Raw genomic sequence first — 26,127 nt, 5'->3', positions numbered from 1 at the left:
GGGGTTATGCCTTGGGGTGGGAGCAGCGGGTGCCGGCCGGTGCGGCAGTGGCCTTGGACAGGCCGGCGGTGTGCGGGATGGAGAACCTGAGGACAAGTCCGGTGCTGTCGGGACGCGCGGCGTCCAGCCGTGCCCGTGCCGGCAGGTCGGGCAGGGTGATCGTGCGGGGTTCGAGACTCTGGGCGAGGCCGGAGGCGCTGGGGACCGAGGACAGGGTGCTGACCGGTACGGCCCTGCCGAACATGGAGACGCGGGTCGGGGTGATGGTGAGGCTGTCCGAGGTGGTGGCGATGGCGGTGTGGACGGTGACGGGCAGGCCGGTGCCTGCCGGCGTGCCGCTGAGGGCGAGGCCGGTTCCCTCGGCGCCCACGCTCATTCCGGCGGCCGCGCCGCCCATGCGCTTGCCGAGTGTGCGGTAGGTGATGGTGGCGGTGGCCGACCCGCCGTCGGTGGCGCCGTGGGCGGTGACGTTGCGCAGAACGGCTTCCACATTCATGTCGGTGCCACCGCGGTGGACGCCGTCGGCGGTGACGCGGACCGTGCCGAGATGCCCCGTGAGGACTCGCAGGCCCGCGAGGGAGTCGGTGAGTTGCGCGGTGACCGGTCCGGTGGGCGTCAGGCGGCAGGCCACGGCCCGGGCGACGCGCCGCTGGGCGGTGCCGCCGGCCGTGAGGTCGACGGCAGCCGCGGCCACGATCAGCGTGCACAGGCCGAAGGCGAGGATGAGGGGCGTGCGGCGGATTCTCACGGGGGCGTGGGTTCCTGTCGATGCCGAGGGTGCCTGGAGGAGGGGGCGTGGCCCTCGGCTGCGCCGACGGCCACGCGGTTCTCGATCACGCGGGAGCGCATGACTCAAGCATGCACGGAGGCATGGGGGCCTGCCGGGCTGGGCGTACCGTGGTCGTCTCCGTCGTCGTGTTCCTCCTCTTCGCCGCCGGCGGCGGGCCTCACCCACAGCAGACGGGCGGCCCAGGCGGGCAGGAACCAGTTGGCCCGGCCGAAGAGAACCACCAGAGCCGGCGTGAGCAGGGTGCGGACGACCAGGGCGTCGATCAGGATGCCCGCCGCCATGCCGGTGGCCATCATCTTGATGGTCACGTCCGGGGTCGAGGACAGCGAGAGCAGGGCGAGGAACAGGATCAGGGCGGCGCTGGTGACCAGCCGCCCGGTGCGGCTGACTCCTTCGACCACGGCGTCGTTCGTACGCCCGGTGCGGTCGTACGACTCGCGGATACGGGCCAGGATGAACACCTCGTAGTCCATCGAGACCCCGAACAGGAACCCGAACAGCAGCATCGGCACGAACGGGCTGATCGACCCGGTGGCGGGAATCCCCCACAGGGTTTCGGAGCCCCAGCCGCGCTGCCAGACGAGGACCAGCACGCCGTAGGCCGCGCCGACGGACAGCAGGTTGAGCGTGACGGCCTTGGCCGGCAGAAGCAGTGAGCGCATGCCCCGGGCCAGCAGCACGAACGTCACGAGGGCGACGACGGCGAACAGCAGCGGGAACCAGCTGGACATGATGTGCGCGACGTCCGTGGACTGGACCAGGTTGCCGCCGATCATCGAGTTGTGCGGGGCCGCCGCGCGCAGGTCGGCCAGGGCGGTTCCGGGGTGTGCGGTGCCGATCTCGGTCTTGGGCAGGGCCATGATGACCGAGCTGGTGGTGTGGTGCCAGGCCGGGTTGTCGGCGACCAGGACACCGTGCATGTCGGGCAGGCCGCGCAGGGTCGCGGCGGTGGCCGACGGGTCGGTTCCCGCCGGGAGCCTGATCGGGATCGAGGTCAGTGCGCCGGTGGGGAACCCGTCGTGCTGCAGGGCCTTGAGTCCCTGCTCCGCCGGGCCGCTCGCGGCCAGCGAGGTGGAGGCGGGGGCGGCGCTGTTGATGGTCAGCCCGAAGGTGCACAGGGTGCCCAGGATCGCGGTTCCCAGCAGGGCCGCGGTCCTGGGCCTGGCCACGATGGCGCGTGCGGTGCGCGTCCACATCGTTCCGGGCCCGGTGCCCTTACGACGGCGGAGACGGATCCTGTCCAGGCGCGGCCCGATCGTGGACAGCAGCAGGGGGATGGTGGTCAGCGCCACCAGCGCCGCGATGGAGGGGATGAACAGGCCGGAGAGGCCGACCCCTTGGAGGAAGGAGACGGGCACGACGACCAGCGCGAACAGGCCGAGGGAAGCGATCAGCGCGCTGAAGGCGACCGAGTGCCCGGCGCGGTGCAGTGAACGCAGGACTGCCTGCCTGTTGTCGGCGCCCTGATCGCGTTCCTCGCGCCAGCGGTTGACCAGCAGCAGCGCGTAGTCGACCGAGAGTCCCAGTCCCAGCAGGGCGACGATGAACTGCACCGAGGGGTTGATGGCGATGGTGGTGGCATACGTCAGCCCCCAGATGGCCAGCTGCATGGTCAGCACGGAGACGATGGCGGACAGCAGCGGGAGCAGGGCGAGCGCGGAGCCGAAGACCCAGGCCAGGACCAGCAGGGCGAGCCCGACGCCGACGAGCATCTCGGTCAGCACGCTCGACCCGGAGCCGGCACCGCCCGCACTGAGCTGCTCGATGCCGGTCTGGTGCACGACGGTGCCGGGCACCGCGTGGGTGATCGCGGAACTCATCGAGTCCAGCACGGGCGGAGCCACCTCGGTGCCCTGCTGCGGCGGGTAGACCATCACCAGGGTCGAGGTTCCGCCGGTGCCGACCAGGGCGCGGTCGCCGGTGCCGGCGTACGACAGGTCGTGGACGCCGGGCACGGACGCGGCGACCTTGTCGGCGGCGGCCAGGCCCGCCTTGACCGCGGGGCTGTCGGCGGTGGTGCCGTGCGGTAGGTCGACGACCAGCACGCTCGGGTTGGCGCTCACCCCGCCGTATTCCTTCTGCAGTGTGGCGTTGGCGTGGTAGCTGGCCGTGTCTACCGTCGTGCCGCTCTTGAGGCGGTCGGCCACATGGGGCGCCATCAGCACCCCGACCACGGTCACGACGACCCAGGCCAGGGTCAGCCCTATCCGATGCCGCATGACGAACGCGGCGAAGCGTTCCACGAGATCCACCTCCGGGAACAGGCCGGATCCACGGACAGACCGGCGACGCCTGCCGAAGCTAGGAGCGCCAACCTTTCGATTCGCTTAACCGACGACCCTCGCGCCACGCCCTTGTTTCGGGCAGGTTGGGGACAGATCACCGGTGGGTTTCGGCAGCGCTGACCCCCTGGAAGCACCGGTGCTGACCCAACAAACACCTACTGGCAGGCCGCTCGGGAACGTCGCCGCCGCGTCCGCTATAGCAAATAGCCTGCCCGGAAAGAGGTCGTCATGCGCGCTCGTTCCTCCCGCTCAGCCACCCGTACGGGGCTCGCCGCCGTGGTGCTCGGCGCGGTGCTCGCCGCCTGCTCGTCCGCCGGCACCGGCCACACGTCGGCCACCGGCTCCGCGAGCCCGGCAGCCCCGGCGGCGGTGGCCGACCTGGTGTCCAAGGCGCACGGCGAAACCGGGTTGATCATCTACGGCAATACGCCCGCCGGTGTCATCCAGCCGCTGCTCAAGGCCTTCACCAAGGCCTATCCCTGGATCAAGCCCGCGTACTCGCAACTCTCGGACAACCAGGTCTACAGCAAGTACCAGTCCGAGCACGCCCAGGGCGCCCACACCGCGGACCTGCTGATATCCGACTCGATCCAGCAGGTGGTGCAGGGCGAGCAGAACGGCCTCTTCGCCAACGTCACCCCGCAGGGACTGACGGACTTCCCCGCCTACACCAACCAGGGGCACGGCGTATACGTGATGTCGCCCGACCCGGTGCTGGTCACCTGGAACACCAAGTTGCTGTCCAGGAACCAGGCCCCCATCAGCTATGCGGGACTCGCCGCGGACGTCAAGAAGGACCCCTCCCGGCACCCCCTCGTCAGCTACTCGCCGAACAACCCACTGGGCTACGAGGCGGTCTACGGTCTGAACCACATCCTGGGCGCGGACACCGTCAACGGCTATCTGGACACGTACGGCCCGCACACCAAGACCCTGGACGAAGGGCTGGACGGCCTGCAGTACCTGGTCCAGGGCGGCGCCTCCGCCGGATGGCTCTCCAGCGGCCTGGCCCAGGCCGTCGTCCCGCAGTACAAGGGCCTGATCGCCTACGGCTACATGAGCGACGCCACCCCGCTGACCCCGCGCGTGATCAGCCAGACCGCCGGTGCCGCCTCCCCGGCATCCGCCCAGCTGTTCCTGGACTACATCTACAGCGACGCCGGCCAGCAGGTCATGTGCGCGGCCGGCATGGAGGCGTCGATGAACCACTTCAAGCCCGCCAACGGCTGCACCGCGAGCCTGACCGAGCTGGCCACACACGTACCGGCCGGGACCACCTACCTCGTCCCGGTCTCCCAGGACGTCGTCGACCAGCAGAAGTCGATCACCGACCGCTGGAACAAGGCCCTGGGCCGATGAGCTCCATGACCCGGAACACACCCACGGCCGCGCCACCTGCCGCCGCCCGGTTCGCCGCGGCCCCGACCGCCCCGCGCCGCCGCCCCGCTCCGGGGCAGTACGCGGTCTGGGCCGTGATCGCCATGCTGACCCTGGCGCCGCTGGTGCCCCTGGTCATCACCTCGTTCCTGTCGAAGCCCTACTACCTGCCCGGAGGCGTGTTCAGCACCGACGCCTACCGGCAGCTCTTCGCCGATGCGGCGTTCCGGCGGGCCGCCTGGAACACGGTCGTCTTCGCGGTGACGGCCACCGCTCTCGCGGTGCTGCTCGGCGCCGCCTTCGCCGTCCTGATCACCCGCACCAACCTTCCCGGCAGACGCCCGCTGGGACATGCCCTGCCGGCCCCGCTCCTCATCCCGCCGCTGGGCCTGATCGTCGGGTGGGAATCGCTGTACGGACCGGCCGGCTATCTGACCCAGCTGTGGTCCAAGAACCTGCACCTGCCCGCCTGGAATCTCACCTCGCTGCCCGGCATGTCCGTCCTCGGAGCCGTGGTGACACTCCCCATCGCCTACCTGACCTGCAAGGCAGTCCTGGACAGCGCGGACGGCACACTGGAGGACGCCGTACGGGCCTGTGGCGGCGGCACACTGCGCGTCCTCACCACCGCGACCGTGCCGATGCTGCGCACCGCGCTGCTCGACAGCGGGCTGCTCATCTTCACGCTCTGCCTGGAGGTCCTCGGCATCCCGCTGTTCCTGGGCCGACCGGCGAACATCCAGTTCATCGCCAGCTACCTCTACGACACCTGGTCCGGCAGCAGCCTCCCCGACCCGCCCGTCGTCTCCGCCGGAGCGATCCTGCTGCTCGTGGTGGCCTCGGCCCTTCTCGTCGTACGCGGCCGGCTGCTGCGGCACTCCGCGCGCTACACGTCCGGCACCCGGGCCACTCCGCCCGCGCGTCCGCTGGACCTGGGGCGCTGGCGCATTCCGGCCGTCGTGGGCATGGCCGGCTTCGTCGGCCTCACCTGTCTGATACCGCTGCTGGGTCTCGTCCTCATGTCGTCGGTCACCGATCTGACCACCCTGGTCGCCCCCTGGCACCTGTGGACCGCCGCCAACTGGGACCAGATCTGGACCGACCCCACGCTGCACCGCTCGATCACCGACAGCCTGACCGTCGCCGCCGTCGGCAGCGCGGCCACCGTCGCCCTGGTCGCCCTCGCCACCGTCATCGCCCACCACTCGGGCTTCCGGCTGCGCCGCACCCTGCCCGCGCTGCTCGTCTACCCCAGGGCCACCCCCGGCATCGTCTTCGGAGTCGGCTTCTTCTGGCTGTTCCTGATCGTCGACTGGCCCGGTGCGCTGCTGCGCAACAGTCTGTGGGGCGAACTCCTCGCCCTGAGTGTGCGCAACATGACCCTGGCCTACATCGTCCTGGCTCCTGCCCTGGCCCGGATCAGCCCCGAACTGGCCAAGGCGGCGGCCGCCTCCGGTGCGAGCTGGTGGACCACCACCCGCCGCGTCACCCTGCCGCTGCTGCGCCCCGCCCTGCTCAGCGCCCTGGTGCTGATGTTCGTGACCCTGGTCAGCGACTACGACCCCGTGGTCTTCCTGGCCAAGCCCGGCACCGAACTCCTCGGCACCACCATGCTCCAGACCTGGTCCAAGGGACTTCCCGGGCCGGTCGCCGCCATGGCACTGGTCCAAGTCCTCCTGGTGGCGGTCGCGTTGGCTGCGGGCCTCGGCTGGACCCTGCGAAAGAAAGGCCGCCATGCCTGAGATCTCCGTACACCGGTTGACCCGGACGTTCGGGTCCACCCGCGTCCTGGACTCCGTCGACTTCACCGTCCTCGACGGCGAGTTCGTCACCCTGCTCGGACCCAGCGGCTGCGGAAAGACGACCACCCTGATGTCGATCGCCGGGTTCCACACCCCAGACCAGGGCAGCATCGCCCATGGCGACCGTATGCTGTTCGACGCCGCACAGGGCCACAACATTCCTGCCGAGCAACGGGAGTTGGGCGTGGTCTTCCAGTCGTACGCACTGTGGCCGCACCTCACCGTCGGGCAGAACGTCGCCTTTCCCCTCAAAGTCCGCCGCACTGGCCGCACCGAGATCATGCGACGGGTCGGTGAGGTCCTGGACCTGGTCGAACTCGGCCCCCGTGCGGACGCCTACCCGCACCAGCTCTCCGGCGGCCAGCAGCAACGTGTGGCCCTGGCCAGGGCGCTCGCCCACGGCCCCAGCGCCCTGCTGCTCGACGAGCCCTTCTCCAACCTCGACGCGAAACTGCGCGAACGGGCCCGCGAATGGCTCGGGGACCTCCAGCGCGACCTCGGCATCACCACGGTCTTCGTCACCCACGACCAGACCGAGGCCCTCGCGATGAGTGACCGGATCCTGGTCATGGACAAGGGCCGCATCGTGCGCGCCGGCACCCCCGAGGACGTGTACCGCCGCCCCGGCAGCCGTTTCGTCGCCGAGTTCCTGGGCCACTGCAACTTCCTTACCGGTAAGGCCCGTTCGACCGGCCCCGGCACTGGGCTGCTGGAAGCTCCCGGTCTGACCGGCGGCATCCCGTTCCGCACCGACACCCCGCCCGCCCCCGGAGCGGTCACGGTGGCGATCCGCCCTGAAGCCCTCACCCTGACCGCGGCCGACGCCGCCACGACGGGATGGCACGCGCACATCACCCACACCACGTTCCTGGGCGACCACTACCTCCACACCCTCCAGGCCGGACCCCATACCCTCCAGGCCCACAGCACCCACCCACTCCCCACCACGGTCCGGGTCACAGCCGACGCCGACGCCGCCGGCCTCGTCACCGACGACGGCATGGCACCGGATCCCCGACACGACGCCCCGCTCACCGCATCACATGCTGTTTGACATCTGAGAGGGTGTTAAGACCGTGTCCTACCTGGTGAGGCGGACGAGGCGCTTGTAGCAGCACAGGGCGGCGGCAAGTCCGAGAAAGGCCAGGTAGTTTCGGGGGTGGCGTTCGTAGCGTGGGCTGAGTCGGCGGTAGCCGGACAACCACGACATGGTGCGTTCGATGACCCATCGGCGTCGCCCTAATCGTTCGCTGGACTCGATGCCTCTGCGGGCGATGCGCACGCCGATTCGTTTCCAGCGAAGCCATCTGCGCAGGTCGGCGCGGTCGTAGGCTTTGTCGGCGTGCAGGCGTTGGGGCTTGAAGTGCCGCCCGTTGTGAGGGTCGTGTCTCGTTTGGTGACCCTCGACCATGGGCTTCAGCCCTTCGCTGTCGTGGGTGTTGCCGGCGGAGACGCCGACGAGGAGGGGCAGTCCGTTCGCGTCCGACAGGATGTGCGTCTTGGAACCCGGTTTGCCTCGGTCCACGGGGCTCGGACCTGTGTGTTCGCCCCTTTTCTCGCCCTGACGTGGGCGGTGTCGAGGACGATACGGGTGACGTCGATGAGGCCGGCGTCGTCCAGGCGGTGCAGCACGGCTTCGTGCAGACGGCCCCAGACGCCGGCTCTGGACCAGATCAGGAACCGGCGATGGGCGGTGGACTTCGATATCCCGAAGCAGGGCGGCGGTGCCCGCCAGGCACAGCCGCTGACCAGCACGTAGATGATGGCCGCGAACAGCGTCTCATCAGGCACGCTGGCCGTCCCGCCGCCCTGCGGAGGTGCCCGTTGCTCGGGAATCAGCGGCTCGGCGATCTCCCACAGTCCGTCCGGCACGATCCAACTCCACGTTCCCGCCCCATACCGAGTCAACGTCCGCCTCACCACGTAGGACACGGTCTAGGACCCGCACACCCATGCCGGCGGGCTGCTGACCGTCGGGGCCCGCGTCGTGCTGCTTGGCGGGCGGCTGCTGTCTGGGAAGCCCGCTTCAACGCTCCGGCGGCCAGCTCTAGGTTGTCGACCCACGTTGACGAGACTGACCTTCACGTCCCTTAGCCAGTCACACTCATCTGACCTGGGCAGATACGTGCGGGATCTAGATAACCGTTCCGATCAACGTCCAGTCCGCCACCGAGGACCACTCGGTGCGCTTCCACCAGTACCACGTGGAGGACATGGGTAGGGTGCGGGTGAAGAAGTTCTGTGAGGTCGAGGACCGCGAGGTGCCGAACTCCGAGATCGGCAAGGGCTCGAGTACGCCAAGGATCAAGTTGTGCCGATCACCGACGCGGAGCTGCGGGACCTACCATTGCCGACGGCCCGCGCCATCGAGATCGAAGCGTTCGTGCCGTTGAAGGACATCGACCCGGTCCAGAGCTACTACCTCCAGGCCGACGGCAAGGTGGCGGCGAAGCCATACAAACCGTTGGTGCAGGCCCTAGGGCGTGTATCGAAAGTGGATCTTGGCCGTGAGATGATCTTGGCTTGTGGTGCGTGGAAATCTGACGGACGAGCAATGGGCCGTGCTGGACCCGCTGTTGCCGAAGGGCACGAAGCCCGGCGGCCCACCGATATGGACCCGGCGGCAGCTGATCGACGGCATACGCTTCCGGGTCCGTGCCGGCGTCCCGTAGCGGGACATGCCCACGGAGTACGGGCCGTGGGGCCGGGCGTACGACCTGTTTCGCCGCTGGCAGCGCAACGGCGCCTGGCAGCGCATCTTCACCCAGCTCCAGACTCGGGCCGATGCGCAGGACCTGATCACCTGGGACCTCAACGTCGACTCCACCGTCTGTCGGGCCCACCAGCACGCCGCCGGGGCGAGGAAAAGGGGGAACTGCAGAAGGAACCGCCCGGCGGCGTCATCACCGAGCCCTACGACCACGGCCTTGGGCGCTCGCGCGGCGGACTGACCACCAGGCTGCACCTGGCCGTCGAGCAGGGCCAAAAACCCATGTCCATCGTGATCACCGCCGGGCAGCGCGGTGACTCCCCGCAGTTCGAGGTCGTCCTGAGCCGCATCCGGGTGCCGCGGCTGGGGCCGGGCAGACCGCGCACCCGTCCCAGTCGGGTGCGCGCCGACAAGGCATACGCCTCCCGCAAGAACCGCGCCTACCTGCGCAGACGTGGCATCCGCTGCACCATTCCGGACAAGGCCGACCAAGCCCGCAACCGTAAGAAGCGCGGATCCCACGGCGGCCGTCCGCCGAAGTTCGACCCGGAGGACTACAAAGCTCGGCACGCGGTCGAGTGCGGTATCAATCGCCTCAAGAGGCACCGGGCCGTGGCCACGAGGTACGACAAGCTCGCGGTCCGCTACGAGGCCACCGTCCTCGTAGCAGCCATCAACGAGTGGCTGTGACCTGCGATGTCAGGTCAGGCTGTGGCGTGCCACGGCGAGAAACTCCGCCTTGAACGGCTCTAGGCGCTCGGCCAGGCTCCCCTCGTCACGCTCCTGCCAGACCGCTTGATTAAGGGCGCGGGCGTAGGCGGTCGTCGGTGAGTGAAGGCCAGGGGCACACAGCAACTCGATGCTCTTCTCGGCTATTCGAAGACCGTCCATCGCCGGCCTCGCCGTCACATACCAGTCATCACCGACCGCCCATTGATGCGGCCGCGCATGCGCCACGCCCTCAGCCTCCAGCGCGCACCGAATGAACTCCAGCACGGTCCTGATCTGCTCGGCACGCCGCTCTTCCGCCCGTACCGCAGCCCGCCTCTGTTCTTCAGCCCGGTCAGCTGTCCGCTGCGTCGTGCGCTGGGTCAGATACGTCAACGCACCACCTACAGCCACACCGACCATCGAAATCACTGGGGTCCACGCGTCTCCTGCCACGGCCGACTACTACCAGTACCTGCCCGTCGACCGCTGCCGATCTTGCGAGATGGGCTTGTCTGCCCAGATACCGAGCCGCCCCAAGACCCACTTCCGATACACGCCCTAGCAGGACTCCGTTAGGTCGTTCTTGATCTCGGTGTTGTGTGTGGCCTGCTGGGCAGGGGCTGTTGGCAGGTGGTGCAGACGCCGCTCCAGCACCTCAAGATGTCCTGGAGCGCATCGAGGATCTGGTAGAAGGTGAGGCCGATCCGGGTGCTTTTGGGGCCAGGCGCTGTTCGGTGAGGAAGGCGTGGGCGGCGGTCACGAGGGTGACGTGGTGGTGCCAGCCGGGCCAGGATCGGCCTTCGAAGTGGTCCAGGCCCGGGCCGTGTTTGAGTTCGCGGTAGTCGTGCTCGATGCGCCAGCGGACCTTGGCCAGGCGGACCAGGTCGGCGATCGTCATGTCGGCCGGCAGGTTGGACAGCCAGTAGTCGGTGGGAGCCTCGGCCTCCTCGGGCCACTCGACCAGCAGCCAGCAGTCCGGCAGGACCCCGTCCCACCAGCCCTGCCCGGCCGAGGCGGCGGCTCGGATCGGACGCTCGTCGGCCTTGCCCGCAGGGCGGATGCGCACCGCGGCGAACCGGGACCGTAACTCTCCTCGCGAGCCGGTCCGCCAGGCGACGGTGGTGAGCGCGTCCAGGCCGAGACCGGCGGCCAGGGCCGCCACCGACGGTGCGGGATGGCGATGGCGAGGCTGTGGCCAGCACCCGATGGGCCCGTTGCGGGCCGGGGCGACGGGCTGTTCCTGGAAGGCGTGGGCTGTCACGTCCGCGCGGACGGCGAGCACGTAGTCGATGCCGCGCTCGGCCAGGCCGGCCCGCAGGTGTGCGTTGGTGCTGTAGGCCGCGTCGGCCACGACCACCGGCGGCCTCATGCCCCAGCCGGCCAGCGTGTCGAGCACGTCCGGAGCCAGCCGCCGCTTCTCGCGGTGCGTGACCTCGGACGGAACGCGAGTGACGGTCCTGCGGCCGGTGTCCGACGCCCACTCCTTGGGCAGGAACAGCCGCCATTGCAGAGGGCAGGAGGCGGTGTCGGTGGCGGCGTGGACGCTGACCGCGACCTGGCAGTTGGCGCGCTTGCCCAGGGCCCGGCAGTACTTCGGGGCCACCGCGACCGACCTTCTTCCGTCCTTGGGCACCGACACGTCGTCGACCACCCAGGCCATCGGGGAGATGAGCGGCAGTATCCGTTCGCAGATCCGCCGCTGCACCGGCACCGGATCCCAGGTGGACTGGTTCACGAACGGCTGAAGGTTCTGTTCGTCGCCGTCCGGCAGCCGCGAGGCCATGGCCTGCACCGACTTGCGGCGGCCGTCCAGCATCAGGCCCTGCCATGGAATCGGCGGGGTGTGACGCGGCAGAGGGAGTACCGGGCCAAAGGATCTGTCCAGCCAGCTGCGAGACCGGGGAGGGCGAGTGACTCTCCAGTTGCAGTGCCCCGGTTCGGGTTCTTTACTAGTAGGTACAAATCCATCTAAACCATGCGGTCCGTGAGGTGGCGCGGCGGAGCATCCTCCGTCGGCGAGGGCGTCACAAGGTGGACGGGCATGGGGCGCCGCATGTCGGCGGGCTGTGCTCTCTGCAGGTCTCCGGGTGAAGTGGACATCCTGGGACAGCTTGATGGCAAGGTCAGTTTGGTGGCTGCTCGACCGGGATCGGTCTGGCCATAGCCCGTCGGTTCGCCGCCGAGGGCTCCACCGTGCATCTCACGGGCCGGAACAGAACCGAGCTGGATACCGCCGTGGAAACCCTCGGGACCGGGCCGTCGGCATCCAAAGCGATGTCTCGAATTTCGTCGAGTGACGAAGCTAGGAGTCGTGTCCCATGCTCGCCATTCACCTCACTCGGTTCGGGGAGCCGGAGAAGAGCCTGACGGTGGTGGACGTGCCCGAGCCCCCGGCTCCCACTGCCGGACAGGCGCTGGTCCAGGTCGAGTACGCCCCGCTCGACCACCACGACCTTCTCCTGGCGCAAGGTGTCTACCCCGTACGCCCTGAACTGCCGACGGCCATCGGAAACGAGGGCGTCGGGACCGTCGTGTCCGTAGGGCCCGGCGTCCTGGAGGTCAGCCCGGGCGAGAGGGTCCTGCTTCCCTTCGGCGTCTTCTCCTGGTCGGAGCGGGTGGTTGCCGAGGCGGCGGACCTGACCGTTGTGGACGAGTCCATCAGTCTTGAACAGGCAGCGATGCTCACCATCAATCCCGTCAGCGCGGGGCTCCTGGTCGGCCTGCGGGACCTCCCGGCCGGTTCCTGGGTGGTGCAGAACGCGGCCAACAGCGGGGTGGGCCGGTCTGTCATCGTGTTCGCCAAGGAACGAGGGCTGCGCACGATCAACATCGTGCGCCGCGCGGAACTCGTGAGCGAACTCCGTGATCTCGGCGCCGACATCGTGGTTGTCGACTCGGCGGACGCCGGCGCGCGTGTGCGGGAAGCCGTCGGATCCGATCCGGTGCTCCTCGGCCTTGACGGTGTCAGCGGTGCGGCGACTGCACTGTTGCTGGACGTACTGACCGACGGCGCGCTGCTGGCGATCTACGGGTATCTGAGCGGCCGGCCGTTCACGCCCGATCCTGACGTGCTGAGGACGAAGAACATCACCACGACGGAATTCTGGATGTACCAGGACGAGTATCTTCCCCGGCTTCCGGCTCTGAACGCGGAGTCCGCGCGGCTGGTCTCCGAGGGAAGACTCGTCCTGCCCTCCGCGCCCGTCTACCAGGCAGCGGATTTTCCCGGAGCGCTCGCGTATTTCCGGGAGAAGGGCAAGGTCCTCCTGGACTTCAACCCGCATCGCGCGTAGGCGCCGACGTACCTGCCGCCGAGGCCGGGACCATCCCGGCAGGAGGCGGCCGGAGCCGATCACACAGCCGCTGCCGGGGCGCCGGTACGACCCCGACGCACGATCAAGGAGGGGCAGCATGGCCGCACAGAGCACCATCGGCATTCTCGGCGCGGGGGAGATCGGCCGGGCCATCGCCGACAAGGCCGTCCGCCACGGACATGAGGTACTCATCGGCAACAGCCGGGGCCCGGAGACACTCAAGGCAGTCGTGGAGCAGTTGGGGCCGAAGGTCCACGCCGTGACAGCGGAAGGGGCGGCACAGGCGGACCTCGTTTTCCTCGCGGTGCCGTTCTCCGCAGTGCCCGACCTGACCAGCCTTACCGACTGGTCCGGGAAGATCGTCGTCGACACGACGAATCAGTTCGCGGCGGCCAACCCCTGGCGGGGCCGCTACGACGTCGGCAACCTCACGGGCAGCGAATGGGTCGCCCAACGCCTGCCCGGCGCGCGGATGGTGAAGGCGTTCAACAGCCTGTTCGCCGCGTTCATCGCCGCGGACCCCCGGCACGAGGAAGGCCGCCAGGTGGTCTTCTACGCGGGCGACGACGCCGACGCGAAGACGGCCGTGGCCGCCTTGCTCGACCAGTTCGGGTTCGCCGCCCTGGACCTCGGCGGTCTACGCGAGGGAGGCCGGCTGATGCAGCTGGACGGAGCACTCAGCGCGAAGCACCTGCTGCTCCAGGACGTCGGCTGACGCCCCGGCCAAGCCCCATCCACACCAGCGCACAGGAGGACGATCATGAACCGTCGTGTCGTCTGGACCCGTAGCGGGACGCCCGCCGACGTCCTGACCGTCATCGAGGAGCCCGAGCCGGAAGCACCCGTGCACGGTCAGATCCTCATCCGCGCCACGGCCTTCCCGGTCCACCCTGGTGATCTCCTGGGACTCGATGCCTTCCCCACGACAGCTGCAGAGCCGGTACCGGTCGGCGTGGAAGGGACCGGCTTGGTGGAGGCCATCGGCCCGGATACGCGCGTGGCTCCGGGCGTCGAGGCCGGCGGCCGCGTAACAGTCTTCCCCCTGCCCGGGGGATGGTCACAGTGGATCCTGGCGGACGCCGAGACCGTCGTCCCCGTACCCGAGGAACTGTCGGACGAGGTCGCCGCGCAGATGCTGACGAACCCGCTCACCGCGGTGATGCTGCGCCGTGAAGCGGAGCAGCACCTGGCCTTGGGATACGACGGCTATCTGGTGCAGGCCGCCGCCGGTTCGTCGGTCGGGCGGCTGGTAACCGGCGTGATGCAGTACCACAACGTGGGCCTGGTCAACGTCGTCCGCAGTGACCGCGGTGCCGCCGAACTGCGCAAGCGGTTCCCGGACGTCCCGGTCGTGGCGACAGAGAATCCGGGCTGGGCCGACGAGGTCCGCAAGGCAGCCGGCGGCCGCCCGCTCAGTGTGGCCTTCGACCCTGTCGGCGGAAAGCTGACGGAAAGCCTTCTGGACCTGTTGGCGCCGGGCGGCAGACTGGTCATCTACGGCGAACTCGCCGACGAGCCGATCTCGGTGCATGCGTCGACGCTGCTGCATCAAGCACTGACGGTGCGGGGCGCGACCCTCGGCCGGTGGCTGTTGGAGGCATCCGCCGAGAGGCGGGCATCGGACGCGGTCGCCGCGACACTGATCGCGCTGGCGTTCCAGGACCAGTTCGACGTGGCCGCCACGTACGACGTCGGCGAGCTGGCCACCGCCGTGAAGCACGCGGTGCAGCCCGGCAAGGTCGGCACCGTCCTCATCCGCCTTTAGCAGCCGCTGCTACCAGGAGCGGAGTCCTGCAACTTCAGTTAGGGAAGCGAGATTGCCATGAACGTGGACGACGTCCGGGAGCTGGCGCTCTCTTTCGCCGGAGTCAGCGAGTCACGTCCGTTCGCCCCGGACCGCGTGGTGTTCAAGACAGCGGCGAACAACAAGGTGTTCGCCATCCTCAGCGGCCATGAGTTCCCGGACGACCAGGTGACAGTCAAGGCCGATCCGGAGCGGGTCACCGAGTTGCAGCACCGCTTCGAGGCAGTGCACCCGGCGTACAAGCTCAACAAACGATACTGGGTCAACGTTTCGTTGGTCGGCGATGTCCCGGACGAACTGATTCGGGAGCTGATAGAGGACAGCCACGACCTGGTCGCACCATGAGCCCCGGGGCGTCCAGGTGCACAAATCGCCGACTCTGCGCGGCAGGAGTATCGGCCACTGGATGTCAGACACCTCCCTCGACAGGCAGACACCCGACGTCACCGCCGCGAAGATGATCGCGATGCTGGCCAAGGACCAGTTTGCCTAGCCGCCACCTACGGTCTCGGCAACCTGGCGGAGGCCGTGCAACACACGCAACGGCCCGGCAAGGTCGACACCGTCCTCATCCCCCTGTTAAGCGCCCCTGTGCTGCTGATCGTCCTGTTCGAGGCGGCTTGCGCGCAATGGTCAGGCGGTGCTGACGCCTGGCGGGGCAAGACCTCCACGGCGCGCGGCGCATGGCACTGAAAACCCAAGGGCCGTCCGGAATGGGACCGGGTCACGGCGCGGAACGGTCCTCCAGCCGATCCGGCGCCGGCTCGTTCGTGGACAGGCGGGGAAGAAGGGCCAGGGCCTGCTCGGCAGCCCTGATGACAACCTCCGCTGCGGCTCCTGCCCTGCCCAGGGCCTCCAGTCCCCGCAGCACAGCAAGGAGAAGGCTTGCGAGCCCGTCCGTGTCCGCTTCGGCATCCAGCGAGCCCTCCTCCTGGGCCCGGGCAAGGCAGTCCGACAGCTCGCTGTGCATTCCGCGGACAGTGGCAGCAGTCCGCTCGGCGACGGTCTTGTCGACTGCGGCGAGTTCCGTGGCGCTCCTGGCCATCATGCAGCCGCGCCGCTCCACGTCCCTGCTGATCGCTTCGGAGATGTCGCACACAAAGCGTTCCAGCTGCGGGAGGGCCGGTCCCGGGCCGCGCAGCGCCGAACGCCAGGCTTCGATCGCGTCAGCGTTGTAGCTGTCCAGAGCCTGCAGGAACAGGGCGTGTTTGTCTCCGAAGGCCCCGTAAAGGCTTCCGCGTCCCAAGCCCGTGACGGCGCTCAGATCGTCGATGGAGGTTCGGTCGTAACCGTGGGACCAGAACTGGTCGCGAGCAGCCCGAACGACCTCCTCGTCGTCAAACTGCCGAGGCCGGGACATGAGAAAACTGTACGCCGCGTACGGGGTATTACGGGGGGAAGGCAGGGCAGCACGAGCCTGTTTCGAGGCTTGTGACACCGGCTCGCCGGAACGGCCAAGCTTGTACTGCCCGCCCCGCTCGCCCTCAGAAGGGCACCTCGGGAACCCCTATGACCCGATGAACGGAAGAAACGGCGGAAGCCCCTTCGCCGACTGCGGCGGCGACACGCTTGATTGACCCATGTCGTACATCGCCGGCGGCAAAGACACGGGGAATACTCGTTTCGAAGGGAAGCGGGGAACGTTGCAGTTCCTGCCAGGGCGACCCCAGATTTTTTTCAGCAATGTGCACATCGGTATATATGAATCCATCTTTGTCGGCCGCACAGGCCGCATTTAGCCAATCGGTTGCCGGTGTTGCACCTATGAAGCAGAAAAGCCCGCGGCATCCGAGCAGAGATTCGACGCCAGTAGCGGAATTTCTGATCCTGATGGCCTCCAGGGAGTCTTCCCCTTCGAGTGCTGTCACTTCGCTTGACGTATGCACGGTAACGCGCGGATCCGCGAGGATGCGGCGAACAAGATAAGAGGACATGCGGGCCCTGATGTTGTCGCGGCGCAGGATGATGTTGACTGCGATTGATTTACCGGCCAGGAACAGAGCTGCTTGCCCTGCGGAGTTCGCCCCTCCCAGTACGGACACCGGTCTGCCTGCGCACGAACGGACTTCCAGCTCAGTGGCTGCGTAATAGATTCCCGCCCCTTCGAAGTGTTTCCAGCGGGCGATCGGAAGGGACTGGTAGCGGGCGCCGGTAGCGATAATAACGGCGCGCGCACGAATATCCGTGCCGTCGGACAGGGAAATCTGAATCCGGTCGGCAAGGGGCTGGAGGCTTATGGCCCGCGAAGGCGAGTAGAGACGACATCCAAATTTCAGCGCCTGTATGGCGGCGAGGTGGGTCAGTTCGGCGCCACTGATTCCGTTAGGGAATCCCAAGTAGTTCTCGATGCGGGAACTTGCTGCTGCCTGACCTCCAGGGCCCACGGCATCAAGCAGGACTGTTCCGAGTCCTTCTGATGATCCATACACCGCGGCACCCAGCCCGGCCGGGCCACCCCCGATGACAGCTAGGTCTATCTCTTCATCCTTGATTCCTTCATGTGACAGTCCCAGATTCATCGCGAGGCTTCCGGGCGTGGCGTTGCGCAGCGAGCGCCCCGGAAGGAGAACAGCAGGCAAATCACCTGTGGTGAGCGAAGCGAGCCCCATGAGCAGCAACCCGTCTGGCGTTGCATCGTCCATCCAGCGATACGGAAGTGCCATGTGTTCAAGGTACGAGCGCAGCGCCAGGCACTCGGCAGATGAAGCGCTTCCGATGACCTCAATGGTGTGCGAGGCGGACTCCATCAAAATTTCACGTCGAGCCCTGAAAGCGGTGAGCAGGATGTCGGATAGTGCGGTCTCGGTTTCCATCAGCAAGCGAAACCGGTCGGGTGGAATTCGATAGATGCGGCCATCCGTGGCAGCGCGCGCTGGGAGATAAACGAACTGTCCCGTGAGAATGCTGAGTTCACCGATAAATTCTCCCGGCCCGAAGGTGACAATCACCTCCTCGGAATAACCGGGCCCTGCCTCTCTGATGATTTCAAGCTGGCCTTCTTCGATTACCACCAGGTCATACTTGTCATCTCCCAGACGGAATACAAACTGCCCTGCGGAGATGTTCTGCGGAACTCCGAACTCGAAAAGTCGGGCCAACTGGTCTCCCGCAAGGTGAGGATAGGCTCTGTCGCCCCAGATTCGGCGGCCTGGTTGTCGCGAGGGCATGATCTGCTCCCCTGGATCGAGGCACTACACCAGCAGCCGGCCCCACACTGTACTGACGCGCCAGTCGTCCAATGGGGGCCGCCCGCCCCGGCGTGCACCGCGCGTAGGCCGGGCACGGCCTCGGCACGACGGGGATCAGGCTACGGCGGGAGGCTCTTGAGCGCGGTCTTGGCCATTCGCAGCCACTGGTCGGCACGGGTTGGCCCTTCTCGCTCCGAGCTCTTCGATGCCTGCGGCAAGAATTAGCCCTTCAAGGACGGGGGGCGCAGTTCCCCAGTCTCCGCTGGCAGCCGGGCCAATCCGTCTTCCGGCCTCTCTTCGCGGCTATGCCGGCATAGGGCGGCCGTATTCAGACCTGGACAAGGCCGCCGTCGACGAAGAGTTCAGCCCCGGTGGTGAAGGAGCTCTGGTCAGAGGCAAGAAAGACGGCCGTGGCGGCGACTTCGTCGGGGCGTCCTATCCTGCCGAGGGGAATCTCGTCGGCGAGACGGTCCGCCAGCTGCTGTTCGCCCTTTGCCGGGCTGCCCAGACCGCGGATGCCGGGGGTCTCTATCGGTCCCGGGCTGAGGGCATTGACCCTGATGCCGCGCCCCGCGAGTTCGGCGGCCCAGGTGCGGGCCAGGTTGCGGATGGCTGCCTTGGTGGCGCTGTAGACCGTCATGGCCTGGACGCCCATCGACGCGTTGGTGGACGAGAGCAGGATGACCGAGGCCCCGTCCGGCAGCAACGGGAGCGCCTTCTGGACCGTGAAGATCGTCCCCTTGACGTTGATGTCGAAGGTCGAACGGTACTGCTCCTCGGTGATCTCCCCTAGTCGCGCCAGCTCGCCGCCGCCGGCGTTGGCGACGACGGCATCCAGGCGTCCGCTGCCGCCCTGGATGATCGCGAACAGCTCATCCAGAGCGTCGAGATCCGATACATCACTCTGTATGCCGATGGCCCGTCCCCCGAGGGTTTCCACAGCGGCGTCAAGCGCGGTCTTGCGTCGCCCTGTGAGGTACACGGTGGCGCCCTCGGCGACGAACCGACGGGCTATGGCCAGACCGATCCCGGTCGAGCCGCCAGTCACCAGGCTGATCTTGCCATCAAGCTGTCCCATGATGTCCACATCTCCCTTGCGGTAACTCGACCAGAGACCGACTGAGGGCCCAGCGCGCCGGCACGCGGCAACTACGCCCCAACCGACGGCGGAGTCCTCCACGTCCTAGCTCACGGACCGCATGGTTTAGATGGATTTGTACCTATTAGTAAAGAAGCTCTGAGTGGCGCGCTGCAACCGGAGGGGTACTCGCCTGCGGAGTGTCGGACTCTGGATCAGTCAACGGGAGGGCTCTGGCAGCGTTTCAAGCTGAGCGGTACCAGGGGCATGACGCGGTAGTCGACCAGCGTGATCAAGACGGCTCCGGCGGCGATGGCCGTGGTCTGCGGTACTCCTATCAGTACGTTCAACGCGGCGTCGGTTCGTCCCATCAGGACGGCGGGCATGCGCCGTTGGAAAAGGGTCATGACGCCCGCAACGATCCAGGGCAGGCTGGCGCCGACGAGCATGGTTCCGGGCGCGACGGCGAGCAGAGATGGGGCAGTGCTGAGGAGGAAGCCCGCGGCGGCTGCTATGGCACCTGCCCCTTGCAAGGAACTGACGACGCAGACGAAGGCCAGCGGGCGGTGCAGGTCTGCGTCGGCTACGGCGAAGAGCACTGACTCGGAGAATCCGAAGGCAACGACGGCGAGCACCGTGGCGACGGTGAACTGGCGCAGGGCGGGGGTCTGCACGATGTGACGGAAGCCGGCGGCGATGCGGGTGCCGGCTTCCTGCTGCGCGGGCTGCGGTCGATCCTCCCGCTGGCAGATCCGCGCGACGAGCAGGGCTCTGCGCGCGGTTCAGCCGTGGACAACGGACAGCCTCAAAGCCTGTCCATAACCTGCACGCGATGCGGTGGCCGGACGAGATCCGCGATCCTTCCGCCGTCGACCCGCCGACTGCGGAATTGACCTACGAGGAGATCGACGGAGCGCCGGCCCTCATCGACCGTATGACCCACGACGACCTCACCGGCGATGACCTCCGGGACACCTACACCGAGGCCTTGCAGATCATCGAGGCGAAGCGAGAGGAGGAGCCGCTCCCGGAGGTCGAGGAACCGGAGCAGCCAGCGAAGGTGCTGGGATCTGATGGCGGCGCTCAACGCGTCCGTCGATCAGGCCAAGGCGGCCCGCAGCGAGGACGCCGACGTGCACGAGCCACCGAAGAAGAAGGCCGCGCCAGCCAAGAAGTCGAGCGGGGAGAAGAGGGCCGCGGCGAAGAAGACGCCGGGGCGCCGGCCGCGGACTGCCTAGTTGTTCTGCCCACAGAGGTTGGTGACAGGGCGCGGCTCGTAGGTGGGACCGACTGCTGGCCATGTCGTTCGCCGGCCTTGCCTGCACCGCTGCCGTCGTTCATGGGGTGAGGTACTCACTCCTCGGCAGGCAGCTCGCTGCGGACTCGGAACGTGGCTCGGTATGCCTGGGGTGAGACCCCGATTGCCGTGTGCAGGTGCTGCCGCAGCGAGTTGCCGGTGGCGAAGCCGACCTCCGCCGCGATCCGGTCGACGGTGAGGTCGGTGGTCTCCAGGAGGTGGCGGGCGTGGTTCACCCGCTGCTGGGTCAGCCAGCGGCCGGGGCTGGTGCCGGTCTCCTCCTGGAAGCGGCGGGAGAAGGTGCGTGGGCTCATGCGGGCGTGCGCGGCAAGGTCCCGTAGGACGAGCGGCTGGTCGAGGTGTTCCAGGGCCCAGGTTCGGGTGGCGCCGGTTCCGGCGGTCCCCTCCGCAGGTATGAGCTGGACGATGAACTGGGCTTGGCCGCCCTCGCGCCAGGGCGGGACCACGCACTGCCGGGCGACCTGGTTGGCGACGGTGCTGCCGTGGTCGCGGCGTACCAGGTGGAGGCACGCGTCGATCCCCGAGGCGACACCGGCCGAGGTGAGCACGTCGCCGTCGTCGACGAACAACACGGCGGGATCCAGGGCAACGTGGGGGAACATTCGGCAGAACTCGTCAGCGAGCGCCCAGTGTGTGGTCGCGGGCCGCCCGTCGAGCAGCCCGGCGGCGGCCAGGGTGAACGCGCCGGTGCACAGGGAGACGACGCGGGCGTGGGGGCGGATGCGGGCGAGCGCCACACGGACCGGCTCGGGCAGCTCGGCCGTGAAGCGGTTCAGATCGTACGGCGGGAGGACGACCGTGTCGGCGCTCTCCAGTGCCTCGGGTCCGTGGTCGAGGGTGAGGGTGATGCCGGTGCTGGTCGTGACGGTGCGGTCCTCGGTCGCCGCGCAGGTCACCACCTCGTACGCCCCGGGAATGCCGGCGTAGCGGACCCCGCCGAAGACCCGTTCGGGGATGCCCAGGTCAAAGAGGTACACGCCGTCGAGAGCGAGGACGACGACCCGGTGCGGCGGGGTGCTGGGGGTGGTGGAGGGTTTGGGCGCAGCCATGGCACGATTCTATGGGTTTATGACCATCTTGCCATTGGCGAGGTCAGAGCCCCTGCCGCAGCCTGGAACCATGAACGCGAACACCATGCAGGCCATCAGCCAGGACGCCCTCGGAGCCCCGGACGTCCTTCACCTGGTCGAGCGCGAGCGCCCGGAGCCCGGCGTCGGCCAGGTCCTCGTCGCCATCCATGCCGCCGGGGTCAATCCCACCGATGCCCAGCACCGCAGGCTCGGCCTGTTCCTGGGCGAGCCGCCCTTCACGCTCGGCTGGGACGTGTCCGGTGTCGTCGAGGCGGTCGGCCTGGGCGTCTCGCTCTTCGAGGTGGGCGACGAGGTGTTCGGCATGCTGCCCTACCCGGACGGGGCCGGCGCCTACGCCGAGTACGTCACCGGGCCGGTCCGCGCCTTCGCTCCCAAGCCCGCCGCGTTCAGCCACACCGAGGCCGCCGCGCTGCCGATGGTGGGCCTGGTGGCCTGGCAGGCGCTGGTCGACACCGCCGACGTGCGACCGGGGCAGCGGGTGCTGGTACTCGGAGCGGCCGGCGGCATCGGACATGTCGCGGTCCAGGTCGCCAAGGCGCGCGGCGCGTACGTGATCGGCACGGCCTCCGGCGACAAGTGCGACCTCGTCCGCGACCTGGGAGCGGACGAGGTCATCGACTACCGCACCGCCGACGTCGCCACACAGGCCCACGACATCGACGTGGTCCTCGACCTGGTCGGCGGCAAGGACCGGCTGCGTTCGTTGCAGACCCTCGGGCCCGGCGGCATCCTGGTTTCCAGCCTGCCTGTCGACTTCGACGAAGTGACCGAGCGCGCGGCCGAGTTGGGGGTACGGGCCACCAACCTGGTCGTCGAGCACGACCGAACCGCCATCATCGGCCTCGCCGCGCTCGCCGAGGCCGGGCAGCTGCGCCCGCACGTGGCCGCCACCTTCCCGCTGGCCGAGGCTGCGCAGGCCCACGCGCTGGCCGAGGCCGGTGGCAGCACCGGCAAGCTGGTGCTCACCGTCTAAAGCTCAGCTCAGCTCAGCTCAGCCAGCACCGCGGCCGGGTGCAAGAACCGTATCGGCGGCGGAGGCTACAGCTACCTCCACAACGCCGTTGATGATCATTCTCGCCTGGCCTGCAGCGAGATCCTCACTGATGAGAAGAAGGAGACAGCCGCCGCGTTCCGGTCCCGGGCGCAGGAATTCTTCAGCCAGGCCGGGATCACCGTCCAGCGCATCCTGACCGACAACGGCTCCCTGGTGGTGGGCAGCTTCCCGGGGTGAGGTTGGGGGAAGTGGAACGGCTCCGGGGTGAGTTGCCGGAGTTCGTCGCCGATGTGTTCGGGTCGTTTCCGCGGCGGGATCAGCGGCGGTGGGGCGAGTGTTATCTGCGGGGTCTGATGCTGGACGGCCGTCGGAAGTCGGTCCAGCCGATGGCCGAGCGTCTGCCGGAGGGGAACATGCAGGCCCTGCAGCAGTTCGTGAACCAGTCGCCGTGGGATCCGCTGCCGGTCAGGCAGCGGATCGCCGAGCGGCTGTCCGCAGTGGTCGGGCCCGAGGTGTGGGTGATCGATGACGTGTCGTTCCCCAAGTGCGGCACGGCGTCGGCCGGGTGGCCCGCCGGTACTGCGGAGCGGTCGGCAAACGGGCGAACTGCCAGGTCGCGGTCAGTGTCCATGCCGCTACCGACGCCGCCTCGTGCCCGTTGGAGTGGCAGTTGTACCTGCCGCGTGAGTGGACGGACGAGCCGGACGGATGCCGCAGGGCAGGAGTCCCCGACGACGTGGTGCACCGGGAGAAGTGGCGTCTGGCGCTCGGCCTCCTGGACACGCTCGCCGAGTGGCAGTTGAAGGCGCCGGTCGTGGTCGCCGATGCCGGCTACGGCGTCGGCACCCCCTTCCGGCTCGGTCTCCAGGAGTGAGGGCTGTCCTATGTCCTGGCCCTGAACGGGAAGGAAGTCGCCCACCCGGAGGATGCCGAGCCGCACCAGCCTGCTTATGGCGGGCTCGGACCGCCTGCCCTTCCCCGCTACCGCACGCCACCGCGAGCCGTCTGCGTCCTCGCAGCGCAGGCGGGTGCGGAGCGGTTCAGCGAGGTGACCCGGAGGCAGGGCAGCAAAGGCGCGATGAACCTGCCCGCCACCACACCGGCCCCTGACCTGGTGCGGTGGGCCAAGATGCGCTGGCGCATCGAGCACGACTACCGCGAGCTCAAGCATGGCCTGGGCCTGGACCACATCGAGTGCCGTACCTGGCGCGGCTGGCACCACTACGTCACCCTGGTCACCGCCGCCCAGGCCTTCCTCACCCTGCGGCGGCTCGACCCCAAAGCCCAGATGCCGGCCTGGCCCTCTACCAGGTCCTCGACGTCCTTCAGGACCTGCTGAGGTGCTGGACCGGCACCTGCACCACCTGCGGACGCCCCCTACCCACCCGCAGAACCAGAACCTAACGAAGCACTACTAGTCGCGGTGGGTCAGTGCTGGCCGTGGCCGCCGTCACTACGACGGCGTTGGAGCGTGAACTTCTCGAAGACCGACAGCTCACCTGTGGGCGTGATGATGTTGTAGTACGTGACGTGGATGCGGGTCATGTCACCGGGGTGTCGGCCCGGGTCGACGGAGAACTCGGCGAAGCCGTAAGGATGCTCCGCGTCGCGGACGCCGATCCAGACCGCCGTCTCCTTCTCCTTGACCGAGTTGAACTTGCCGACGTGCTCCATCTGGACGTATGCCGAGTGGTGCCCGTGACCGTCGGCGTCGTCGGTGGTGAAGCTGTTGTTGGTGATGCCGGACACGCCGCCACCGCCGAGGACCATGTGCGTCGTGCCATGCTCACTCTCGATCACGTCGAGTGCGGTCTGGCTCGGGTTGGGGGTGAGGGTGACGCTGCCGGGGACGACGCCACGCACCGCCAACGAGCGCTCGTAGTCGTGCTCGTGGCCACAGACCACCAGGTCGACTCCGTACTTGTCGAACAGCGGGCCGTACGCCGCGCGCAGCGCGACATCGGGGCCGTTCGCGGCGGTCGCCGAGCTGATCATCACCTGGTGCATGCAGACCACGATCCAGTCGATGGCCTTTGAAGCCCGTGCCGACTTGAGCTCCTGCTCCAGCCAGGCGAGCTGCCGACCGCCGGAGTAGCCGTTGATGTAGATGTCGCCGCCCTCCTGCAGGGCGATGTCGTCGTTCTGCAGGGAGATCACCTTCACCGAGCCGACCGTGAAGGAGTACCAGAGGTTGTCGAGCTCGGGCTGGGTCTCGGTCGAGGGCAGCTCGAAGTAGGTCTGGTACGCGTCGAGACCGAGCTTGCCGTTGCCCAGCTCGATCTCATGGTTGCCCGCGGCCGGCATCCACGGACGGAATCGCGCCGAGCGGCTGTTGTTGGCGAGGAAGTCGTGCCAGACGCGGATGCGGTCGGGCCCGGTGTTGGCGTAGCAGAGGTCACCGTTGAGGAGGTGGAACAGCGGGCCGACCTTCTCGATGCCGGTGACGATGTCGGCAGCGGCGGGCGTGGCGTTGGGCTCGAAGTCCCGGCCCGAGGCGTCGGCCGGGTTCGCTCCGGTCTTCCACGTCACACTGGGCGCACCCTGGTCGCCGAAGCTGGTGAAGGTGAACGGAGCTCGGCCGGACGGCGCCGTGTGGAAGGTGCCGGCGTCGGGGGTGGCGCCGTCGTGCTGGGCCGCGTACAGGTAGTCGGTGTCGGCCTTGAGCTTGCTGATCAGCGCGTGATGGACCCAGACGGTCCGCCCGGAGGTGCCGTCCACGTAGGTCTTCGTCGTCGCATGCACTGTGGAGCCGAAGCCGCCACTCAGCGTGCCGTAAACGACCCGGGGGTTCTTGACGGCCGCGTCGGTGACCCACGAGACGACCATCTGGCTGCGCGGGTCGGCGCCGAAGGTCAGGTGCAGGCCCTGGACGGGGGTGGTGGCCGAGCCGGTGGTGAGACCGGTGACCTCCGACTTCGCCGGCATCGCCTCGGCGGTTCCGGCGCCGAGGACCAGTGGCCCGGCGGCGGCGCCGGACACTGTCGCGCCGAACACGCCGAGCGCGTTGCGACGAGAGATTCTGGTTTGCTTGGGTTCTTCGGACATTCCAGGGGCCTTTCGCGTCGTCGGGTGCAGTCGCACACCGACCGGACAGCAGCGCTCCGAACCCGACAGCGGGCTGCGGTAGGTCAGCGGTGCGCGCACTCACGGACGCTAGGAAGCGCGGTCGACCGGAGCGGTGAGACAGGTATGAACGCCAGATGGCGGTCACCGCAACGGACGGCAATTCCCGGCGGCCTGGCCCTGTCTGGGCCAATGCCTTGGAGCGGTTGGGGTGTTCGGACGCGCTCCCGTCAATCGTGATGAAGTCGACGCCGCGAGGCCCGCGCGCCATCTCGTCGGCACAGGGATGGACAACCCAGGGAATCCAGGATGGTGATGCGTGGCCCCCACCGATCGGCGGACAGTGCCGGATGAGGCGTGCGCGCTCACTGATGACCGCTCGACCGCGGATCTCCCCTGGCTGACGCACCGTGCTGCAGCCGCGCTCGGTGACGTCTTCGACCCGGTGTGCCAGGAGGCTGGCCTCGCAGGCGCTCCTGAGGTCGATGCTGTGGAGCATCGCCATGGGCTCACCTCAGTAAGGTGTTCTCGGCAACGTGACGGTCGGAGAGGGTCGCTGTGGGGTCCGCGGCGCTGGTGATCCCGGGCAGTGGCGGATCGGG

At 68.2% G+C, this 26,127-nt stretch carries 20 protein-coding genes and 5 pseudogenes; 14 read left to right on the top strand and 11 right to left on the bottom strand.

The window, feature by feature from the left end; all coding sequences use genetic code 11:
• Positions 1 to 4: 4 nt before the first annotated feature.
• Both ABT137_RS33850 and ABT137_RS33845 read right to left on the bottom strand, forming a co-directional pair.
• On the bottom strand, positions 5 to 748 hold the full coding sequence (locus tag ABT137_RS33850; RefSeq protein WP_351714931.1) for an LmeA family phospholipid-binding protein: 744 nt from the start codon (positions 746 to 748) through the stop codon (positions 5 to 7).
• A 104-nt stretch (positions 749 to 852) separates the two neighbouring features.
• Positions 853 to 3,033: an MMPL family transporter gene (locus tag ABT137_RS33845; protein ID WP_351714930.1), complete on the bottom strand. Its 2,181-nt coding sequence runs from the start codon at positions 3,031 to 3,033 to the stop codon at positions 853 to 855.
• Positions 3,034 to 3,303: 270 nt separating this feature from the next.
• Here ABT137_RS33845 and ABT137_RS33840 point away from each other — a divergent pair, with 270 nt between their 5' ends.
• From ABT137_RS33840 to ABT137_RS33830, 3 genes are read left to right on the top strand one after another with little or no spacing between them, the layout of a single operon-like run.
• Positions 3,304 to 4,434 carry an ABC transporter substrate-binding protein gene (locus tag ABT137_RS33840; protein WP_351714929.1) on the top strand — a complete coding sequence of 377 codons (1,131 nt, stop codon included), beginning with the start codon at positions 3,304 to 3,306 and terminating at the stop codon, positions 4,432 to 4,434.
• Positions 4,435 to 4,439: 5 nt separating this feature from the next.
• Positions 4,440 to 6,194: an ABC transporter permease gene (locus ABT137_RS33835; RefSeq protein WP_351714928.1), complete on the top strand. Its 1,755-nt coding sequence runs from the start codon at positions 4,440 to 4,442 to the stop codon at positions 6,192 to 6,194.
• Entirely contained in the window at positions 6,187 to 7,308 is a 1,122-nt protein-coding gene (locus ABT137_RS33830) for an ABC transporter ATP-binding protein (RefSeq protein ID WP_351714927.1), read from the top strand. The genes ABT137_RS33835 and ABT137_RS33830 overlap by 8 nt, the downstream gene beginning before the upstream one ends.
• Positions 7,309 to 7,335: 27 nt before the next feature.
• Here the strand turns inward: ABT137_RS33830 and ABT137_RS33825 are convergent.
• Positions 7,336 to 8,162 (bottom strand): IS5 family transposase gene (locus ABT137_RS33825; RefSeq protein WP_351714953.1). Its coding sequence is split into 2 segments (ribosomal slippage): positions 7,336 to 7,805 and positions 7,805 to 8,162, totalling 828 coding nucleotides; the frame shifts between segments, so codons are not numbered across the junction.
• A gap of 230 nt (positions 8,163 to 8,392) precedes the next feature.
• Here ABT137_RS33825 and ABT137_RS33820 point away from each other — a divergent pair.
• Positions 8,393 to 8,751: pseudogene (locus tag ABT137_RS33820) on the top strand (Ku protein); the annotation flags it as partial.
• Positions 8,752 to 8,779: 28 nt separating this feature from the next.
• Positions 8,780 to 9,654, top strand: a pseudogene (locus tag ABT137_RS33815) (IS5 family transposase).
• 9 nt (positions 9,655 to 9,663) lie between these two features.
• Here ABT137_RS33815 and ABT137_RS33810 read toward each other — a convergent pair.
• Positions 9,664 to 10,104 (bottom strand): hypothetical protein, encoded by a 441-nt coding sequence (locus tag ABT137_RS33810; protein WP_351714926.1) that lies wholly within the window; start codon positions 10,102 to 10,104, stop codon positions 9,664 to 9,666.
• Between the two features lie 226 nt (positions 10,105 to 10,330).
• Positions 10,331 to 11,500, bottom strand: a pseudogene (locus ABT137_RS33805) (IS701 family transposase); the annotation flags it as partial.
• Between the two features lie 323 nt (positions 11,501 to 11,823).
• Between ABT137_RS33805 and ABT137_RS33800 the strand changes: the two are divergent.
• Genes ABT137_RS33800 through ABT137_RS33780 form a run of 5 tightly spaced genes read left to right on the top strand, consistent with a single transcriptional unit; the run spans position 11,824 to position 15,138 of the window.
• A complete protein-coding gene (locus tag ABT137_RS33800) occupies positions 11,824 to 12,042 on the top strand; it encodes a hypothetical protein (RefSeq protein WP_351714952.1) in 219 nt (72 codons plus the stop codon).
• The gene (locus ABT137_RS33795; RefSeq protein WP_351714925.1) at positions 11,994 to 12,968 is read left to right on the top strand and encodes a zinc-dependent alcohol dehydrogenase family protein; all 975 of its coding nucleotides are present in this window, start codon (positions 11,994 to 11,996) and stop codon (positions 12,966 to 12,968) included. Before ABT137_RS33800 ends, ABT137_RS33795 begins: the two co-directional genes overlap by 49 nt.
• A complete protein-coding gene (locus ABT137_RS33790) occupies positions 12,895 to 13,704 on the top strand; it encodes an NADPH-dependent F420 reductase (protein ID WP_502984614.1) in 810 nt (269 codons plus the stop codon). The genes ABT137_RS33795 and ABT137_RS33790 overlap by 74 nt, the downstream gene beginning before the upstream one ends.
• 45 nt (positions 13,705 to 13,749) lie before the next feature.
• Positions 13,750 to 14,754, top strand: a complete 1,005-nt coding sequence (locus tag ABT137_RS33785) for a zinc-binding dehydrogenase (protein WP_351714924.1) — start codon at positions 13,750 to 13,752, stop codon at positions 14,752 to 14,754.
• A 57-nt stretch (positions 14,755 to 14,811) separates the two neighbouring features.
• The gene (locus ABT137_RS33780; protein WP_351714923.1) at positions 14,812 to 15,138 is read left to right on the top strand and encodes an MmcQ/YjbR family DNA-binding protein; all 327 of its coding nucleotides are present in this window, start codon (positions 14,812 to 14,814) and stop codon (positions 15,136 to 15,138) included.
• A 379-nt stretch (positions 15,139 to 15,517) separates the two neighbouring features.
• Here the strand turns inward: ABT137_RS33780 and ABT137_RS33775 are convergent, their stop codons facing one another.
• The 4 genes from ABT137_RS33775 to ABT137_RS33760 all read right to left on the bottom strand — a co-directional run bounded on the left by ABT137_RS33775 (position 15,518) and on the right by ABT137_RS33760 (position 19,733).
• Complete coding sequence (locus tag ABT137_RS33775; RefSeq protein WP_351714922.1) at positions 15,518 to 16,153, bottom strand: TetR/AcrR family transcriptional regulator; 636 nt, start codon at positions 16,151 to 16,153, stop codon at positions 15,518 to 15,520.
• Positions 16,154 to 16,277: 124 nt separating this feature from the next.
• The gene (locus ABT137_RS33770) at positions 16,278 to 17,891 is read right to left on the bottom strand and encodes an FAD-dependent oxidoreductase (protein ID WP_351714921.1); all 1,614 of its coding nucleotides are present in this window, start codon (positions 17,889 to 17,891) and stop codon (positions 16,278 to 16,280) included.
• A gap of 418 nt (positions 17,892 to 18,309) precedes the next feature.
• Positions 18,310 to 19,059, bottom strand: coding sequence for an SDR family oxidoreductase (locus ABT137_RS33765; RefSeq protein WP_351714920.1), 750 nt, complete (start codon positions 19,057 to 19,059; stop codon positions 18,310 to 18,312).
• A 215-nt stretch (positions 19,060 to 19,274) separates the two neighbouring features.
• Positions 19,275 to 19,733: a hypothetical protein gene (locus ABT137_RS33760; protein ID WP_351714919.1), complete on the bottom strand. Its 459-nt coding sequence runs from the start codon at positions 19,731 to 19,733 to the stop codon at positions 19,275 to 19,277.
• Between the two features lie 158 nt (positions 19,734 to 19,891).
• On the opposite strand from ABT137_RS33760, the gene ABT137_RS33755 reads away from it, so the two are divergent.
• Positions 19,892 to 20,407, top strand: coding sequence for a hypothetical protein (locus tag ABT137_RS33755; RefSeq protein WP_351714918.1), 516 nt, complete (start codon positions 19,892 to 19,894; stop codon positions 20,405 to 20,407).
• Between the two features lie 5 nt (positions 20,408 to 20,412).
• Here the strand turns inward: ABT137_RS33755 and ABT137_RS33750 are convergent, their stop codons facing one another.
• Positions 20,413 to 21,426, bottom strand: coding sequence for a GlxA family transcriptional regulator (locus tag ABT137_RS33750; RefSeq protein ID WP_351714917.1), 1,014 nt, complete (start codon positions 21,424 to 21,426; stop codon positions 20,413 to 20,415).
• Between the two features lie 70 nt (positions 21,427 to 21,496).
• Here ABT137_RS33750 and ABT137_RS33745 point away from each other — a divergent pair, with 70 nt between their 5' ends.
• The 3 genes and pseudogenes from ABT137_RS33745 (at position 21,497) to ABT137_RS33735 (ending at position 23,801) form a co-directional block, all read left to right on the top strand.
• Positions 21,497 to 22,441: an NADP-dependent oxidoreductase gene (locus ABT137_RS33745; RefSeq protein ID WP_351714916.1), complete on the top strand. Its 945-nt coding sequence runs from the start codon at positions 21,497 to 21,499 to the stop codon at positions 22,439 to 22,441.
• Between the two features lie 30 nt (positions 22,442 to 22,471).
• Positions 22,472 to 22,672: pseudogene (locus tag ABT137_RS33740) on the top strand (DDE-type integrase/transposase/recombinase); the annotation flags it as partial.
• 23 nt (positions 22,673 to 22,695) lie between these two features.
• Positions 22,696 to 23,801 (top strand): annotated as a pseudogene (locus tag ABT137_RS33735) (IS701 family transposase).
• Positions 23,802 to 23,890: 89 nt separating this feature from the next.
• Here ABT137_RS33735 and ABT137_RS33730 read toward each other — a convergent pair.
• A complete protein-coding gene (locus ABT137_RS33730; protein ID WP_351714915.1) occupies positions 23,891 to 25,456 on the bottom strand; it encodes a purple acid phosphatase family protein in 1,566 nt (521 codons plus the stop codon).
• Between the last annotated feature and the right edge of the window lie 671 nt (positions 25,457 to 26,127).

This window comes from Streptomyces sp. NPDC001980 (assembly GCF_040296885.1).
Taxonomy (GTDB): Bacteria; Actinomycetota; Actinomycetes; order Streptomycetales; family Streptomycetaceae; genus Streptomyces.
The sequence above is the reverse complement of the archived record's forward strand: the minus strand, read 5'-3'. Positions and strand labels throughout refer to the sequence as shown.